Annotated in this window: 17 protein-coding genes; 9 read left to right on the top strand and 8 right to left on the bottom strand. The window is 72.9% G+C overall.

The features are described from left to right. Window positions 1–106: 106 nt before the first annotated feature. On the bottom strand, window positions 107–568 hold the full coding sequence (locus ACIRVH_RS25220) for an Lrp/AsnC family transcriptional regulator (RefSeq protein ID WP_386573484.1): 462 nt from the start codon (window positions 566–568) through the stop codon (window positions 107–109). Window positions 569–650: 82 nt separating this feature from the next. Between ACIRVH_RS25220 and ACIRVH_RS25215 the strand changes: the two genes are divergently transcribed. Further along, a complete protein-coding gene (locus tag ACIRVH_RS25215) occupies window positions 651–1,271 on the top strand; it encodes a LysE family translocator (RefSeq protein WP_403956940.1) in 621 nt (206 codons plus the stop codon). Window positions 1,272–1,274: 3 nt separating this feature from the next. On the opposite strand, the gene ACIRVH_RS25210 is transcribed toward ACIRVH_RS25215, so the two are convergent. After that, a complete protein-coding gene (locus ACIRVH_RS25210) occupies window positions 1,275–1,751 on the bottom strand; it encodes a nitroreductase family deazaflavin-dependent oxidoreductase (RefSeq protein WP_403956937.1) in 477 nt (158 codons plus the stop codon). Further along, window positions 1,751–3,019, bottom strand: a complete 1,269-nt coding sequence (locus tag ACIRVH_RS25205; protein ID WP_403956934.1) for an acyl-CoA dehydrogenase family protein — start codon at window positions 3,017–3,019, stop codon at window positions 1,751–1,753. The genes ACIRVH_RS25210 and ACIRVH_RS25205 overlap by 1 nt, the downstream gene beginning before the upstream one ends. 118 nt (window positions 3,020–3,137) lie before the next feature. On the opposite strand from ACIRVH_RS25205, the gene ACIRVH_RS25200 reads away from it, so the two are divergent. Beyond that, window positions 3,138–4,304, top strand: coding sequence for a thiolase C-terminal domain-containing protein (locus ACIRVH_RS25200; RefSeq protein WP_403956931.1), 1,167 nt, complete (start codon window positions 3,138–3,140; stop codon window positions 4,302–4,304). Window positions 4,305–4,314: 10 nt separating this feature from the next. Here ACIRVH_RS25200 and ACIRVH_RS25195 read toward each other — a convergent pair whose 3' ends face one another. Further along, window positions 4,315–5,313: a CorA family divalent cation transporter gene (locus ACIRVH_RS25195; RefSeq protein WP_403956928.1), complete on the bottom strand. Its 999-nt coding sequence runs from the start codon at window positions 5,311–5,313 to the stop codon at window positions 4,315–4,317. A 120-nt stretch (window positions 5,314–5,433) separates the two neighbouring features. Between ACIRVH_RS25195 and ACIRVH_RS25190 the strand changes: the two genes are divergently transcribed. Both ACIRVH_RS25190 and ACIRVH_RS25185 read left to right on the top strand, forming a co-directional pair. Then, the gene (locus tag ACIRVH_RS25190) at window positions 5,434–6,111 is read left to right on the top strand and encodes a pyridoxal 5'-phosphate synthase (protein ID WP_403956926.1); all 678 of its coding nucleotides are present in this window, start codon (window positions 5,434–5,436) and stop codon (window positions 6,109–6,111) included. Between the two features lie 18 nt (window positions 6,112–6,129). After that, complete coding sequence (locus tag ACIRVH_RS25185; RefSeq protein ID WP_403956923.1) at window positions 6,130–6,831, top strand: hypothetical protein; 702 nt, start codon at window positions 6,130–6,132, stop codon at window positions 6,829–6,831. Here the strand turns inward: ACIRVH_RS25185 and ACIRVH_RS25180 are convergent. From ACIRVH_RS25180 to ACIRVH_RS25170, 3 genes are read right to left on the bottom strand one after another with little or no spacing between them, the layout of a single operon-like run. Further along, window positions 6,800–7,693, bottom strand: a complete 894-nt coding sequence (locus ACIRVH_RS25180) for a GNAT family N-acetyltransferase (protein WP_403956920.1) — start codon at window positions 7,691–7,693, stop codon at window positions 6,800–6,802. The two genes, ACIRVH_RS25185 and ACIRVH_RS25180, sit on opposite strands and share 32 nt — an antisense overlap. Before the next feature lie 16 nt (window positions 7,694–7,709). Continuing rightward, a complete protein-coding gene (locus tag ACIRVH_RS25175; RefSeq protein WP_403956917.1) occupies window positions 7,710–8,099 on the bottom strand; it encodes a Zn-ribbon domain-containing OB-fold protein in 390 nt (129 codons plus the stop codon). Further along, window positions 8,099–8,545: a DoxX family membrane protein gene (locus ACIRVH_RS25170; RefSeq protein ID WP_390852838.1), complete on the bottom strand. Its 447-nt coding sequence runs from the start codon at window positions 8,543–8,545 to the stop codon at window positions 8,099–8,101. The genes ACIRVH_RS25175 and ACIRVH_RS25170 overlap by 1 nt, the downstream gene beginning before the upstream one ends. Between ACIRVH_RS25170 and ACIRVH_RS25165 the strand changes: the two genes are divergently transcribed. The 4 genes from ACIRVH_RS25165 to ACIRVH_RS25150 all read left to right on the top strand — a co-directional run bounded on the left by ACIRVH_RS25165 (window position 8,544) and on the right by ACIRVH_RS25150 (window position 13,116). Next, the gene (locus ACIRVH_RS25165) at window positions 8,544–8,678 is read left to right on the top strand and encodes a hypothetical protein (protein WP_403956913.1); all 135 of its coding nucleotides are present in this window, start codon (window positions 8,544–8,546) and stop codon (window positions 8,676–8,678) included. The two genes, ACIRVH_RS25170 and ACIRVH_RS25165, sit on opposite strands and share 2 nt — an antisense overlap. 149 nt (window positions 8,679–8,827) lie before the next feature. Next, complete coding sequence (locus tag ACIRVH_RS25160) at window positions 8,828–10,015, top strand: flavin-containing monooxygenase (RefSeq protein WP_403956910.1); 1,188 nt, start codon at window positions 8,828–8,830, stop codon at window positions 10,013–10,015. A 96-nt stretch (window positions 10,016–10,111) separates the two neighbouring features. Then, on the top strand, window positions 10,112–12,331 hold the full coding sequence (locus tag ACIRVH_RS25155; RefSeq protein WP_403956908.1) for an acetate--CoA ligase family protein: 2,220 nt from the start codon (window positions 10,112–10,114) through the stop codon (window positions 12,329–12,331). Next, on the top strand, window positions 12,328–13,116 hold the full coding sequence (locus ACIRVH_RS25150) for an enoyl-CoA hydratase/isomerase family protein (RefSeq protein WP_403956905.1): 789 nt from the start codon (window positions 12,328–12,330) through the stop codon (window positions 13,114–13,116). The genes ACIRVH_RS25155 and ACIRVH_RS25150 overlap by 4 nt, the downstream gene beginning before the upstream one ends. A 3-nt stretch (window positions 13,117–13,119) precedes the next feature. Here the strand turns inward: ACIRVH_RS25150 and ACIRVH_RS25145 are convergent, their stop codons facing one another. Continuing rightward, complete coding sequence (locus ACIRVH_RS25145) at window positions 13,120–14,046, bottom strand: hypothetical protein (RefSeq protein WP_403956902.1); 927 nt, start codon at window positions 14,044–14,046, stop codon at window positions 13,120–13,122. Window positions 14,047–14,126: 80 nt separating this feature from the next. On the opposite strand from ACIRVH_RS25145, the gene ACIRVH_RS25140 reads away from it, so the two are divergent. After that, window positions 14,127–14,741, top strand: coding sequence for a flavin reductase family protein (locus ACIRVH_RS25140; RefSeq protein ID WP_403957152.1), 615 nt, complete (start codon window positions 14,127–14,129; stop codon window positions 14,739–14,741). The last annotated feature ends 4 nt before the right edge of the window (window positions 14,742–14,745 follow it).

Raw genomic sequence — 14,745 nt, 5'->3', positions numbered from 1 at the left:
CCCGGATCCGCTGATCGCGTTCTCGGTGTACCACAGGCCGCACCCGCCCCACAGGGGGCAACACCCTGTCCGCACACTGCATTTGAGACATCGGTCGCCGGCCGGGCTACCCCCGTGTCGCGGGCAGCGGCCGGTCCTGCACCACGTGCTTCATCACCAGCGTCGAGGTCAGCCGCTGCACCCCGGGCAGGGTCGCGAGCCGCTCGTCGTACAGCCGCTGGAAGGCGGCGAGGTCGGCGGTGGCCACCCGCAGCAGGTAGTCGGGCTCGCCGAACAGCCGCTGGGCGTCCAGGACGTGCTCCAGCTCGCTGACCGCCCGCTCGAACTCGGCGACCGTCTCCCGGTCCTCCTGCCGCATGGAGACGAAGACCAGCGCCTCGAAGGTGAGCCCGAGTGCGGCCGCGTCCACCACCGCCCGGTAGCCCTGGATGGCACCGGAGCGCTCCAGCTCGCGCAGCCGCCGGTGGCAGGGCGAGACGCTCAGGCGCACCCGGGCGGCCAGCTCGGTCACGGTCAGCCGCCCGTCCTGCTGCAGCTCGGCAAGGATTTTCCGGTCCACGTCGTCCATGAAGAAGATAATTGCCCAGATCGCGCGATCATGGGCAAATTTCGGGAACACTTTCGGGCCATTCACGCCTAATGTCCCCAGCATGGACTCGGGACTGCTCTTCTCCTACCTCGCCGTGGACCTGCTGCTGGTGTGTGTGCCGGGCGCGGACTGGGCGTTCGTCATCGCGACCGCCCTGCGCGGCCGCTCGGTGCCGCGCGCGGTGGCGGGCCTGGTCTCCGGCTACGCCCTGCACACGGTCCTGGCGACGGCGGGTCTCGCGGTCCTGGTGGCGGGCTCACCCCGGCTGCTCACGGCACTGACGGTGGCGGGCGCCGGATATCTCCTGTGGCTGGGCTGGGGAGTGCTGCGCCGCCCGGCCGTCCCTGGGGCGGCGGACGAGGCCCCCGACGCCGACCGGCACCTGTTCCTGCGGGGTGCCACGATCAGCGGCCTGAACCCCAAGGGCCTGCTGCTCTACCTCTCCGTACTCCCCCAGTTCCTCACCCTCCGCGGCGCCCACCTGCCCATAGCCGCCCAGACCGCGGCCCTCGGCCTGCTGCACATGGCGTGCTGCGCGGCCGTGTACCTCAGCGTCGGCGCCCTGGCCCGAGTCCTGCTGGCGGCCCGCCCGGCGGCGGCCCGCGCGGTCACCCGCACCTCGGGCGCGGCGATGCTCGGAATCGGTGCGTTCCTGCTGGTGGAACGCCTGGCCACGCTCTGACGGTCACTTGCTCAGGAGCCGGAAGATCCTCATCTCCCGCTCCACCCGCGCCTGGTAGGTGGCGTACGGCGGCCAGAACGCCAGCAGTGCCTTCCAGGCGGCGGCCCGTTCCTCCCCCTCCAGCAGCCGGGCCGTGACGGGGATGTCCCGGCCCTTCCAGCTGATCGAGGCGTCCGGACGGGCGAGCAGGTTGTGGGTCCAGGCGGGATGGTCGGTCCGGCCGAAGTTGGAGCCGACGAGGAGCCAGCCGCGCCCGCCCTCCTCCGGCATGCAGGCCAGCGGGGTCCGGCGCGGCAGCCCGCTCCTCGCCCCCGTCGAGGTGAGGATCACGCCGGGCAGCAGCTGCGCGCTGAGCAGCGTCCTTCCCCGGGTGAGCCGGTGGACGGCGCGGTCGAGGGCCGGGACCACATGCGGGGCGACCTTCGCGAAGGCCCGGGTGGCGGACACCTTCTGCACGAACCGCACGCCGACGCCGGCCATCAGACCGCCACCTCCCCGCGCACGAACAGCCCGGCCTCCTCGGCGGCCCGGTCCCGCAGCCGGTGCACGGGCCCGAACAGCAGCTCGTCCCCGGCCGCCCGTTTGAAGTACAGGTGGGCCTCGTGCTCCCAGGTGAACCCGATCCCGCCGTGCAGCTGGATCGCCTCCCCGGCCGCACACCGCAACGCCTCCAGCGCCTGCGCGAGCGCGAGCCCGCCCAAGTGCCCACCCGTCTCCCGCCACCACCCTTCCCGCGAGGCTCCCCCAGTGCTGGACGCCTGGGGGCACCCCCATCGCGCCGCACCTGCTGATTCGTTCACCGTCGCCCAGGCGGCGTAGTACGCGGCCGAGCGGGCGGCCTGCACCCCCACGTACACATCCGCCAGCCGGTGCTTGACCGCCTGGAAGGAGCCGATGGGCCGCCCGAACTGCTCCCGCTGCCCCACGTACTCCACGGTCCGCTCCAGCGCCCGGTCGGCGGCGCCCACCGCCTCGGCGGCGAGCACGGCGGCGACGGTGTCGCCGAGTCCGGCGAGGGCGGGAAGCACGTCCTGGTCGGCCTGACCCAGCAACTCGGCCGGCACGTCCCGAAGTTGGATCCGCCCCTGCGGCCGGGTGGCGTCGAGCGCGGTCTGCCGGGTCCGTACGACCCCCACGGCGTCCCCCGCGACCAGGAACAGCAGAGTCCGGGACCGCGCGTACCCGCCGGTGTGCGCGGCGACGACGAGCAGCCCGGCACTGTGCCCGTCCAGCACCTGGTCGACCTGCCCGTACAGCCGCCACCCGTCCCCGCCCTGCCGGGCCTGCACGCCGCCCGCCCGGCCCCCGCCGGCCCACTGGCCGCCGTTGCCGCCGGTCAGGGTCAGGGCGGCGGTGAGGGCGGGGCCGGGGACGGCGAGGGCGGCGGTGAGGGTGCCGGCGGCGAGGCGGGGCAGCAGTTCGGTGCGCTGGGCCTCGGTGCCGAGGGCGAGGATCAGCGGGGCCGCGAGAACGGAGGTGGCGAGCAGTGGGGAGGGGGCGAGCGTCCGCCCCGTCTCCTCGCAGGCGAGGGCGAGTTCGGTGGCCGAGCAGCCGACGCCGCCGTAGGCCTCGGGGAGGGCGAGCCCGGGCAGACCGAGCCGGCCGGCGAGGACGGACCACAGGGCGGGGTCGTACCCGGCCGGGCTGTCGACGGCGGCCCGCAGCGCCTCGGCGCCACAGTGCTTCTGGAGCAGTTCACGCAGGGTCCGACGGATCTCGTCCTGCTCGGCGGTGAGACGCGTGTCCATGGCTGATCCGATCCCTCCGACCTGATCTGACGGTGCGTCATATTAGGACGGGCCGGAGACGAAGCCCAGAGGTGCGACACCTGCCGCGCGCCACCGGATCTGATGTACCGTCAGATTCATGAGACCCGGGAACCGGAAAGTCGCCGTGGCCGGGGTGGCCCTCTCCGACTGCGGCCGCGTGGACGACACGACCCCGTACGCCCTGCACGCCCAGGCGGCCCGCCGCGCCCTCGCGGACGCGGGCCTGGACCGAGCCCTGGTGGACGGCTTCGCCTCGGCGGGCCTCGGCACCCTGGCCCCCGTCGAGGTGGCCGAGTACCTGGGCCTGCGCCCCACCTGGGTGGACTCCACCTCCGTCGGCGGCTCGACCTGGGAGGTCATGGCGGCCCACGCGGCGGACGCGATAGCCGCGGGCCACGCGAACGCCGTCCTGCTGGTCTACGGCTCGACGGCGCGCGCGGACATCAGGGCGGGCCGCAGGACGGGAAACCTGTCCTTCGGCGCGCGCGGCCCGCTCCAGTTCGAGGTCCCCTACGGCCACACGCTGATCGCCAAGTACGCGATGGCGGCCCGCCGGCACATGATCGAACACGGCACGACGATCGAACAGCTGGCCCAGGTGGCGGTCCAGGCCCGCGCCAACGCCGCCCTGAACCCCGAGGCGATGTTCCGGGACCCGATCACGGTCGACGACGTCCTGTCCGGCCCGATGATCGCCGACCCCTTCACCAAGCTGCACTGCTGCATCCGCTCGGACGGCGGGGCGGCGGTCCTGCTGCTGGCCGAGGAGTACGTACGGGACTGCCGTACGGCCCCCGTCTGGATCCTCGGCGCCGGCGAGCACCTCTCCCACGCCACGATGTCCGAGTGGCCGGACTTCACGGTCTCCCCGGCGGCGGTGAGCGGCAGGCTCGCCTTCGAGCGGGCCGGGGTGCGCCCCGCCGAGATCGACTTCGCCGAGATCTACGACGCCTTCACCTACATGACCCTGGTGACCCTGGAGGACCTGGGCTTCTGCGCGAAGGGCGAGGGCGGGGCGTTCGTGGAGAAGGGCCGGCTGCTGGTCTCCGGGGAACTCCCCGTGAACACGGACGGGGGTGGCCTGTCTGCCCAACATCCCGGTATGCGCGGGCTGTTCCTGCTGGTGGAGGCGGTACGGCAGCTGCGCGGCGAGGCGGGCGAGCGACAGGTGCGGCGTCCGGGCGGCGAGTTGCCGTATCTCGGTGTCGCCTCCGGCACGGGGGGCTGGTTCTGCTCCTCGGGGACGGTGGTGCTGGGCCGGTGACGGGGCCGGCTCAGCGGTCGTCCACACCCTCCTCGCCCTCCTCGTCGCGCAGTCTGCGCCAGATGCGGGTGCGGTGCAGGACGTAGAGCGCGACGAACACGGCGACGACCTGCAGCCCGATGGCGAGCAGCCAGAAGACGGCCCTGCTCTCCAACTCGTCGGTCAGATACATGAAGTTCATGCCGAAGAACCCCGTCAGGAACGACAGCGGCAGGAAGATCACCGACACGATGGCCAGCCGGTTGATCACGGCGTTCTGCTCGCCGGAGACGAGGGTGGAGTAGCTGGCGAAGGCGCGCCGGGAAGCTTCCTGGAGGGACTCGATGTCCGTGTGCACCAGCGCCGCCGTGTGCTGGAACTCCTGGGCGAGCAGCTGGCGCTCCTCCGGGAAGCCGCGGTCCATCATCCTTCGGGTGAACATCTGGTCCATCACCTGGAGGTAGGGCAGGAGCGTGCGGTGCAGAAGGGCGGAGTGCCGTCGCAGCTGTGACAGCCGATAGATCTGGTCGGGGCGTCGTCCCTCGAACATCTCGTCCTCCAGGTCCTCCACCAGCAGCAGGTCCCGTACGGCGGACCGGCGGTACGTCGACAGGGCCTCCTGAAGGAGCAGGAAGAGCAGGGCCACGGTGTCGGAAGGCTGCTCGCTCCGCAGCTGCACGGTGAGGCTCTCCCGCAGGCCGGCCTGTCCTCGGTGCACCGTGAGCAGATACCGCTCGGTCACCAGGGCATGGACATGAGTGACCTCGTTCCCCTTGGCCACGGGCACGACGAAAGCGGCCTGGTCTCCGAGGAACTCGGCCCGCGCGGGTTCACCCTTCCTGCCGAGCCAGCTGAGGTCCTCCGCCTCCAGGCCGAGCTGGCGCGAGACCGGCGGCGCCCCGGTCGGCAGCTCCTCGGGCAGCTCCACGTCGACGAGCAGAAAACCGGCGGTGGCGAGCCGCTCACGTGCCTCCGCCACATCCGTACGCGTGACGCCCCCCTCCGGCATCGACACCACCGTTACGATCATCGCCCCTCACCGCCGGTCCCGAAGCCCGCAGGCCCCAGCCTGCGCACAGTCCGGCGCCCCCGCATGCGGAGGCAGTCCGGACGGCGTACGGGATCCATATGCGGGCCCATACTCGGGGACATGGAAACGGATCTTCACGGGCTGCTGCGGTCCCTGCGGGTGTGGTCACCCGAGGAGACCGAGCTACGGCCCTTCGACCCGGACAAGGCTCCTTCGGCACCGCTGCACCTGTTCACGAGCTGGTTCGCGGAGGCGGTGGAGGCGGGGCAGCCGGAGCCGCACACCATGGCGCTGGCGACGACGGACGAGGACGGTCTTCCGGACGTACGGATCGTGATGCTGCACGGCGCGGACGCGGACGGCTGGTCCTTCGCGACGCACGTCACGAGCCGCAAGGGCCGGGCCCTGAGCGTCCACCCGTACGCGGCGCTGGCCTTCTACTGGCCGGTGCTGGGACGGCAGGTGCGGGTGCGGGGTCCGGTGACGGCGGCGCCGTCGCAGGAGAGCCAGGCGGACCTGCACGCCCGCTCGACCGGGGCCCTGGCGGCGGCGCTCACCGGGCGGCAGAGCGCGGAGCTGTCCTCGCTGGACGAGCTGCGGCAGGCTTCGGAGGCCGCCTGGGAGCAGGCCCGGCAGCACCCGACGGAGCCGTCGGAGACCTGGACGCTGTACCGCCTCCAGCCGGAGGAAGTGGAGTTCTTCCAGGGAGACGCGGCCCGCAGACACGTACGTCTGACATACCGTCGCACGGAGGCCGCGGACGCCTCCGGCTGGTCCAGGCACCTGCTGTGGCCGTAAGAGGCTGAGGGGGACGACATGAAGTGGCCGATGCGGGACCGCAGGCCTCGTACCCAGGAGGTTCCGGGAGCGGGGCCGGTGGCACTGAGCGGTGTGGCCAAGACGGCCGGGCCGGCCCCGGTCGTGCTCTCGGCGGCACCTGCGCTGCTCGGGGCGGGCGGGCCGGTGCTGCAGCGGGTGTCCGGCGACGGGAGCCGGGTGGTGGAGCCTGCCACCGGCGCCGAGCCGGTGATCCTCGGCATCACGCACCACGGCCCCGGCCACTTCGTGGTGGACGCCCTGGACGGCAGGATGCGCTCCGGCAGCCAACTCGTCTACACCGACGGCCCCTTCGCCTGCCGGGCCCTGGTCAATGCCGACGACCGTCCCGTGCGTGCGCTGCGGATCCAGGCGGACGGCCCGTGGACGGTCGAGGTGACCGGCCTCGCCGACGCCGTCGTCCTCGACGGCCACGCCGAGCGCGAGGCCTCGGACGTCCTGCGCCACGAGGGCGGTCCGGCCCTCGCCCAGCTGCGCTGCACGGGCACGCCGCGCTCCGCCGACGGCGGCTACTTCCTCGCCGACGTCTTCGAGCCCGACGGCTCCGGCTTCCTCGACCAACTGGCCAACCACGTGGGCCCGTGGAGCGGGGAGGTCCCCCTGTCCGGCCCCTGTCTGCTGTACGCCCGGTCCGACGGGCCGTGGTCGATCACTGTGCGCCCGGTGGGCGGCCCGGCCTGAGGTCCGCGAACTCCCACACCGCGAAGTCCGCCACGCCCCGGTAGCCGATCCGCTGGTACAGCCCGTTGCTGGTGGGGTTCGCGAGGTCGGTGAAGAGGAGGATCTCCTCCGTCCCGGACTCCAGGGCCGCCCGGCTCACCTCGGCGGTCACCGCGCTCGCGTAGCCACGGCCGCGCAGGTGTGCCGGGGTGTACACCGTCTGCACCCGCACCTGGCCCGCCGTCGCCGGTGTCACCCCGGCCATGGCGACGGGGGTGCCGTCGGGGGTTTCCCAGAGGGTGAGTCCGCCATGGGCGAGGCGGGCGTCGGTCCACTCGCCCGCGCCCTGTCCAGCGCGCAGACCGGCCGTTGCCATGAACTCGCCGTACCAGCGCATCAGCAGGTCCCGGTCGGCGTGGCCGGCCACCCTGGGGCGCCCCTCCGGCAGCCGCTCCGGTGGGGTCAACTCGGTGAGCCGGTAGAGCCGTTGGCGCTGGTGGATCTCGCCCGCCGTGCCGGTGCGCTGCTGCCAGGCCGCCGTGAAGGCTGCCGCCGTGTCGTGTGCGGCGGAGATGCCGGAGACCGGGCGGCCGAGGTCCACCAGCCGGGCCGCCAGCGCATCGGCCTCCGCCGCAGCGAGCAGGGTGGCGTTGACCGGGAAGGGCGGGGTGTGCAGGAGGGTGGCCCGGACCCCGCCGCTCCCGTCGCTCAGCGTCCCGAAGAGCGGTGCCTCCTCGCCGAAGGCCCGCGGGCCCCGTCTGCGCAGCGCGTCCGTCACGGTCAGCTGCACCGTGTGCAGGGCCGGCCGGGAGCGGAGGAAGTCGTCGGCGCGGGCGAGGAAGTCGTCCAGGTCGTGGGTCAGGTGCCAGGCGTCCGGATGCATCCGTCCATGGTTCCGCTCAGCCGGCCGGCCCGAACACCGGTTTTCCCTCCCGGAAGGTCACCCGCAGGGGCATCCCGGCGGCGATGTCCTGGCACTCCACCAGCTCCGTCATCATCCGCGGGCCCTCCGCCAGATCCACCACGGCGGCGACGTACGGGGTGCGGTCGCCGAAGGGCGGGAGGTCGTTGCGGTGGACCGTGGACCAGGTGTAGAGGGTCGCCCGGCCGCTCGCCTGCTCCCAGGTCACGTCCTCGCTCCAGCAGTGCGGGCAGAACTCGCGGGGGTAGTGGTGGGCCCGGCCGCAGGCGGCGCAGCGGCGGATCAGCAGCCGTCCCTCGGCCGCCGCCGCCCAGTAGGGGCGCGTGAAGGAGTCGGTCTCCGGCTCGTCGAAACGCGCCGCGCCCATCAGAACCACCCCAGCGCCGCGTCCACCGACCACGTCTGCCCCGCCATGCCGAAGAAGCCGACCAGCGAGATCAGCGCCATCATCGAGTTCTGCCCCTGTTCCGCCCAGTCGTGGATCATGAGGACGAAGTAGAGGACGTTCAGGGCCAGGCCGCCCAGCAGGGCCACCGGGGTCAGGAAGCCGAGGATCAGGCCGAGTCCCAGGGCGAGTTCCGCGTAGGCAACGACGTACGCCATCGCCTTCGGCCGCGGTGTCACCACCGTCTCGAAGCCCGCCCGCACCGGGGCCCAGCGGTGCTTCTCCGCCACGCCCGCCGCCCAGGCGATACCGCCGCCCTCGAACCACGTCTTCTTGTCCTTGTGCCGCCAGCTCTCCAGCCACCACAGGCCGAGGCCTATGCGCAGCACCGCGAGCCACTCCGCGCCGTCGAGCCAGATCGCATCCATGGATCTGACGGTACGTCAGATCTTTGGAAAAGCCGAGGGGCGTTACCGGGACCAGGGACACGGCGCCAACATCGACCCGGGCGACTTCATCAAGTGGATCGCCGAGGTCACCGGGTACCGGAAGGCCCGCTAGAGGACCGCGGCGTCCGTGCACCACTTCCGCCCATCCGAGCCGCCTACGACACCTGTCCCACCCACATCTCCCACCGATGTGATCAATCCGCAACCAATTCCGGTCTTGACCGAGACCCATCAACGGGGTGGGTGATTACGCTCCCGCTCATGGCCGCCTCCCGCCCCTCCTCCGCGCACCTCTCCGCGACCCCCGCCGACCGTCCCGTGTACGTCATCGGCGCCGGTCCCGGCGGACTCGCCGCCGCGTACGCCCTGCGAGCACGGGGCATACGGGCCGTCGTGCTGGAGAAGGCCGACGAGGTGGGCGCATCCTGGCGGCGCCACTACGACCGGCTCCATCTGCACACCACCCGCCGGCTGTCCGCCCTGCCCGGGCTCGCGATGCCGCGGAGGTTCGGCCGCTGGGTGTCCCGGGACAACGTGGTGCGGTACCTGGAGAAGTACGCCGAGCACCACGAGCTGGAGATCGTCACCGGTGTGGAGGTGTTCCGCGTCGAGCGGTCGGCGGACGGGACGGGCTGGCTGCTGCACGCCTCCGGCGGGCGCGAGCTGACCGGCAGCGCGGTGGTCGTCGCCACCGGCTACAACCACACTCCGCGCGTGCCCGAGTGGCCGGGCCTGGACGGCTACGGCGGGGAGTTCCTGCACGCGGGCCGGTACCGGAACGCCGAGCCGTACGCGGGCCGGGACGTGCTCGTCGTCGGCGTCGGCAACACCGGTGCCGAGATCGCCGTGGACCTGGTGGAGGGCGGGGCCGCGCGGGTGCGGCTGGCGGTGCGGACCGTTCCGCACATCGTGCGCCGCACCACCCTCGGCTGGCCCGCGCAGTACTCGGGTGTGCTGGTACGGCGGCTTCCGGTGCGGTTCGTGGACCAGGTGTGCCGGATCCAGGCCAGGGTCGGCGTCCCGGACCTGTCCGCCCACGGCCTGCCCCGCCCGGACACCGGCCTGTACAGCAGGGTCAGACAGGGCGCCGTCCCGGTCCAGGACGTCGGCCTGATCGGCGCCGTACGGAAGGGGAAGGTGGAGATCGTGGCCGCCGTCGAGTCCTTCGAGGACGGAAAGGTGGTGCTCGCCGACGGCACCCGCGTCGAGGCGGACGCCGTGATCGCCGCGACGGGCTACCAGCGGGCGCTGGAGGGGCTGGTCGGGCATCTCGGGGTACTGGACAACCGGGGCAGACCCACGGTGCACGGCGGTCGTACGCCCGCCCAGGCGCCCGGGCTGTACTTCACCGGGTTCACCAACCCGATCAGCGGGATGTTCCGCGAACTGGCGCTGGACGCCGAGAAGATCGCGAAGGGCGTGACCAAGGAGTTCCGCACCAGGCGGTAACTTTGCCGCTCCGACCCATTCCTGACACTCCGTCAGTTAAAGTAATCTGACAGAGCGTCAGTTGATGTGGCTGTCTCACAGGAGCGGGCGGAACCGATGCTTGGATCAACCCACGGCACCCTCACCACCGACTCCCGCCGGGCCCGGGTCATCGCCTGCGGTGAGCAGCGGCCCGGACCCGTCGTCCACGACCGGGTCGACGACCTCGACGTCGGCGGGCGGCCGCTGTACGCGGACGTACCGGATCTGGCGCGGTTCTTCCGGCCCGGGTCGGTCGCTGTCATCGGCGCCTCGGACGCCGAGGGGCGGCCGAACACCGGGATCACCCGGCAACTGCTGGGCTGGGCCGAGCGGGTGGGGGCGCGGGTGCACCCGGTGCATCCGACCCGGCCGTCCGTGTTCGGCATCCCCTGCTCCGCCTCGGTCGCCGACCTGCCGGAACAGGTCGACCTCGCGGTGCTGCTGGTGGCCGACCCGCTGCCGGTGATCGAGGAACTCGCCGAGGCGAAGGTGAAGTTCGCGGTCGCCTTCGCCTCCGGGTTCGCGGAGACCGGCGAGGCGGGGGCCGAGGCGCAGCAGCGGCTCGCGGAGGCCGTACGGCGGTCGGGGCTGCGGCTGCTCGGACCGAACACCAACCTGAACGCCTTCGAGCGGTTCCGGGGCGACCTGGAGGGACCGGCCATCGCGCTGATCACCCAGTCCGGGCATCAGGGCCGGCCCGTCTTCGCCCTGCAGGAACTGGGCGTCCGGCTCTCCCACTGGGCGCCGACCGGCAACGAGGCCGACCTGGAGACCGCCGACTTCATCTCCTACTTCTCCGAGCAGCCCGAGGTCGGCGCCATCGCCTGCTACGTCGAGGGCCTCAAGGACGGCCGCGCCTTCCTGCTCGCCGCCGACCGCGCCGCCCGCCGCCGGGTGCCGGTGGTCGCGGTGAAGGTGGGCCGCACCGAGGCCGGGGCCCGTACGGCCGCCTCGCACACCGGCAAGCTCACCGGCGCCGACGACGTGGTGGACGCGGCCATGCGGCAGTACGGCGTCATCCGCGTCGACGGCCTCGACGAACTCCAGGACACGGCCGCCCTGTTGGCCCGAGCGCGGGCTCCGCGGGCCGACGGGGTCGTCGTCTACTCCATCTCCGGCGGCACGGGTGCGCACGTTGCCGACCTGGCCGCCGGGATCGGGCTGCGGCTGCCGAGACTGCCGGAGGACCGGCAGACCGAGCTGCACCAGTGGATCCCGGAGTACCTGAGCGTGGCCAACCCGGTGGACAACGGCGGGCATCCGGTGGGCGACTGGCGCGGCCGGAAGATCATCGACGCGATCCTCGCCGACCCGGAGGTCGGGGTGCTGATCTGTCCGGTCACCGGCCCCTTCCCGCCCCTCAGCGACAAGCTCGTACGCGACCTGGTCGAGGCCGCGGAGGAGACGGACAAGCTGGTGTGCGTGGTGTGGGGGTCGCCGGTCGGCACGGAGCCGGCGTACCGGGAGGTCCTGCTCGGCTCCTCCCGTGTGGCCACCTTCCGCACGGTCGGCAACTGCCTCACCGCCGTCCGCGCCTGGCTCGACCACCACCGCTTCGTCAGCGACTACCGCTCCCCCTTCGACGAGGCCCCGCGCCTCCCCTCCCCCTCCTTCCGCAAGGCCGACGCCCTGATGCGGCCCGGGCAGCAGCTCAGCGAGCACGCGGCCAAGCAGCTGCTGCGCGCCTACGGCATCCGGGTGCCGCGCGAACAGCTGGTGACCAGCGCGGCGGCCGCCGTCCGCGCGGCCGGGCAGGTCGGCTACCCGGTGGTGATGAAGGCGTCCGGCGCGCAGATCGCGCACAAGACCGAACTGGGCCTGGTGAAGATCGGTCTCACCTCGGCCAGCCAGGTCCGGGACGCCTACCGCGAGCTGACCGACATCGCCCGCTACGAGGGCGTCTCGCTGGACGGTGTCCTGGTGTGCCAGATGGTCGAGCAGGGCGTCGAGATGGTCGTCGGGGTGACCCACGACGAGCTGTTCGGGCCGACCGTGACCGTGGGGCTCGGCGGGGTACTGGTCGAGGTGCTGCGCGACGCCGCCGTACGGGTGCCGCCGTTCGGTGAGGAGCAGGCCCGGGACATGTTCGCCGAACTGCGCGGACGGGCCCTGCTGGACGGAGTCCGGGGCCGCCCGCCGGCCGACCTCGACGCACTGGTGGAAGTGGTGCTGCGGGTCCAGCGCATGGCCCTCGAACTCGGCGAGCAGATAGCCGAGCTGGACATCAACCCGCTGATGGTGCTGCCCCGCGGGCAGGGCGCGGTGGCACTGGACGCGCTGGTGGTGTGCCGATGAGCGACCTCAGGCACGAGGTCCGGGAGCAGGTCTCGCACCTCACCCTCGACCGCCCCGAGGCCCTCAACGCGCTCACACCCGCCCTGCGGGACCGCCTGATCGGACTGCTGGAGGAGGCCTCGGCGGATCCCGGTGTACGAGCCGTCGTCCTCACCGGGACCGGCCGGGGATTCTGCGCGGGAGCGGACCTGCGGGGCGGCTCGGGGGGCGCCGGGCAGCGGATCCCCGGCGATGTGGCCCGCGTCCTCCGCCTGGGCGCCCAGCGGCTCGTCTCGGCCGTGCTGGACTGCGAGAAGCCGGTGATCGCCGCCGTGAACGGCACCGCGGCCGGGCTCGGCGCGCACCTGGCCCTGGCCTGCGACCTGATCCTGGCGGCCGAATCGGCCCGCTTCATCGAGGTGTTCGTCCGGCGCGGACTCGTACCCGACGGCGGCGGCGCCTATCTCCTGCCCCGGCTGATCGGTCCGCACCGGGCCAAGGAGCTGATGTTCTTCGGGGACGCGCTCGCGGCGGCGGACGCGGAGCGGCTGGGCCTGGTCAACCGGGTCGTCCCGGACGGCGAGCTGGAGAAGACCGCCCGCGAGTGGGCGACCCGCCTGGCCACCGGCCCGACCCGCTCCCTCGCCCTCACCAAGCACCTGGTGAACACCTCCCTGGACGGCGACCGGGCCACCGCCTTCGCCGCCGAGGCGGCCGCGCAGGAGATCAACATGACGACCGAGGACGCCGGGGAGGGGCTGCGGGCGTTCGTGGAACGGCGGAGCCCGGAGTTCCGGGGGCGGTGAGGCTCAGGCCCCGGCGGGCTTGAGAATCCACAGCACGCCGCCGTCCGGGTCGCCGAAGAGGACGAACAGTTCGGGGCTGTCCTCGCTGCCGCTGATCGACCAGTGGGTGTCCTCACCGCAGTCGCCGTCGAGCTTGAGCAGCACGCCGTCCCGGTCGGTGTTGTCCGAGTCGCCGTCGGGCTCCCAGGTACCGGATCCCCGGCACCGGACGTAGTCCCGGACGTGGTCGTCGCCGAACGGGGGCTGCGTGGGCAGCTCGACGGCCTCGGCGCTGCCGTCGGGGCGCAGCCGCAGCTCGGCCCCGCTGTCGCCCCGCCAGACCCCGGCCAGCTGGGCGGGGGTCAGCTTCGGGGGCTCGTACTCCTGGATCAGACCGGTCTCGGTGGCGAGCACCCCGCCGCCGACGGCCGGCACGAGGAGGACGACCGAGCCGAGCGCAGCCCGCCACCACACGCCCGCCGGACGCCAGCCCCGCCTGCGGACGAGGCCGACCCAGAGGGTGGGCAGGAGCCCCAGGGCGGCCAGACCGGCGACCGTGGTGCCGAGCGGCCACCCGAAGAGCACGCCGGCCGGTACCCCCCAGAAGAGGGCGGGGCCGACCGGGGCCACCACATGCCAGCCCCGTCCCGGGCCGGGGAAGTGCCGGCCCGCGAGCCGCGCGAGCACCACCGAGGGCAGGGTCAGCACGAACGCCGACAGCACACCGAGGATCGGCAGCAGCAGCGGCGCGAAGAGGAGGAGACACAGCGCGCCGAGGGCCCCGCCCAGCCCGGCCCCGTAGCTGTCCTGGGTGGTGGTGTCGTAGATCCACCACAGCAGTCCGGCCGCCGGCAGCTGGGCGCCCCCGAGGGCCGCCGCCGCGCTCAGATCATCGGGTGCCCAGGTCAGCCGGGTACTCGGCTGCGTTGCATGCGTCTTCTCCCACCCCATGGGCGCAGCGTACGGGCGCGCTTTCGGCCATCCGCCGACCCCTTCCCATCTGACGCACCGTCAGCTTCAATGGGAGGGTGATGGGACATGCAGGGGCGGCGGCCGCCGCCGTCCGTTACCTCAGGTCGGCTCCGGCACCGGGGCTTGTGGAGGCGCTGCCGCGCCCGGAGTTGCGGTGCGTCCGCGAGGACGAGCGGGCACCGGTGGACCAAGCGGAGTTCCGGCGCGTGCTGGGGAACTTCGCGACCGGGGTGACCGTGGTCACGGCACCGCCGGCCGACGGTTCGGCCTCCCCCGCGGGCTTCGCCTGCCAGTCCTTCTCGTCCCTCTCCCTGGACCCGCCCCTGATCTGCTTCATGGTCGGCCGCACCTCCACGACCTGGCCCCGCATCGCCCGCGCGGGCGTCTTCTGCGTCAACGTCCTCGGCGCCGGGCAGGGCGAACTGTGCCGCGCCTTCGCGGTCAGCGGCGCCGACAAGTTCGCGGGGGTGGCGTACGACGCCGCGCCCGTCTCCGGTTCCCCGCGCCTCGCCGGCGCCGCCGCCTGGATCGACTGCACGATCCACGCCGTGCACACCGGAGGCGACCACCTCATCGTGGTGGGCCGGGTGAACGCCCTCGGGGCCGCCGAGCGGGAGGATCCGCTGCTCTTCCATCGGGGGCGCTTCGGGCGGCTGGACGGCGACTCCTCATGAGCCG

The organism is Streptomyces sp. NPDC101165 (assembly GCF_044768135.1).
Taxonomy (GTDB): domain Bacteria; phylum Actinomycetota; class Actinomycetes; order Streptomycetales; family Streptomycetaceae; genus Streptomyces.
This window is presented reverse-complemented; position numbering and strand designations above follow the sequence as displayed.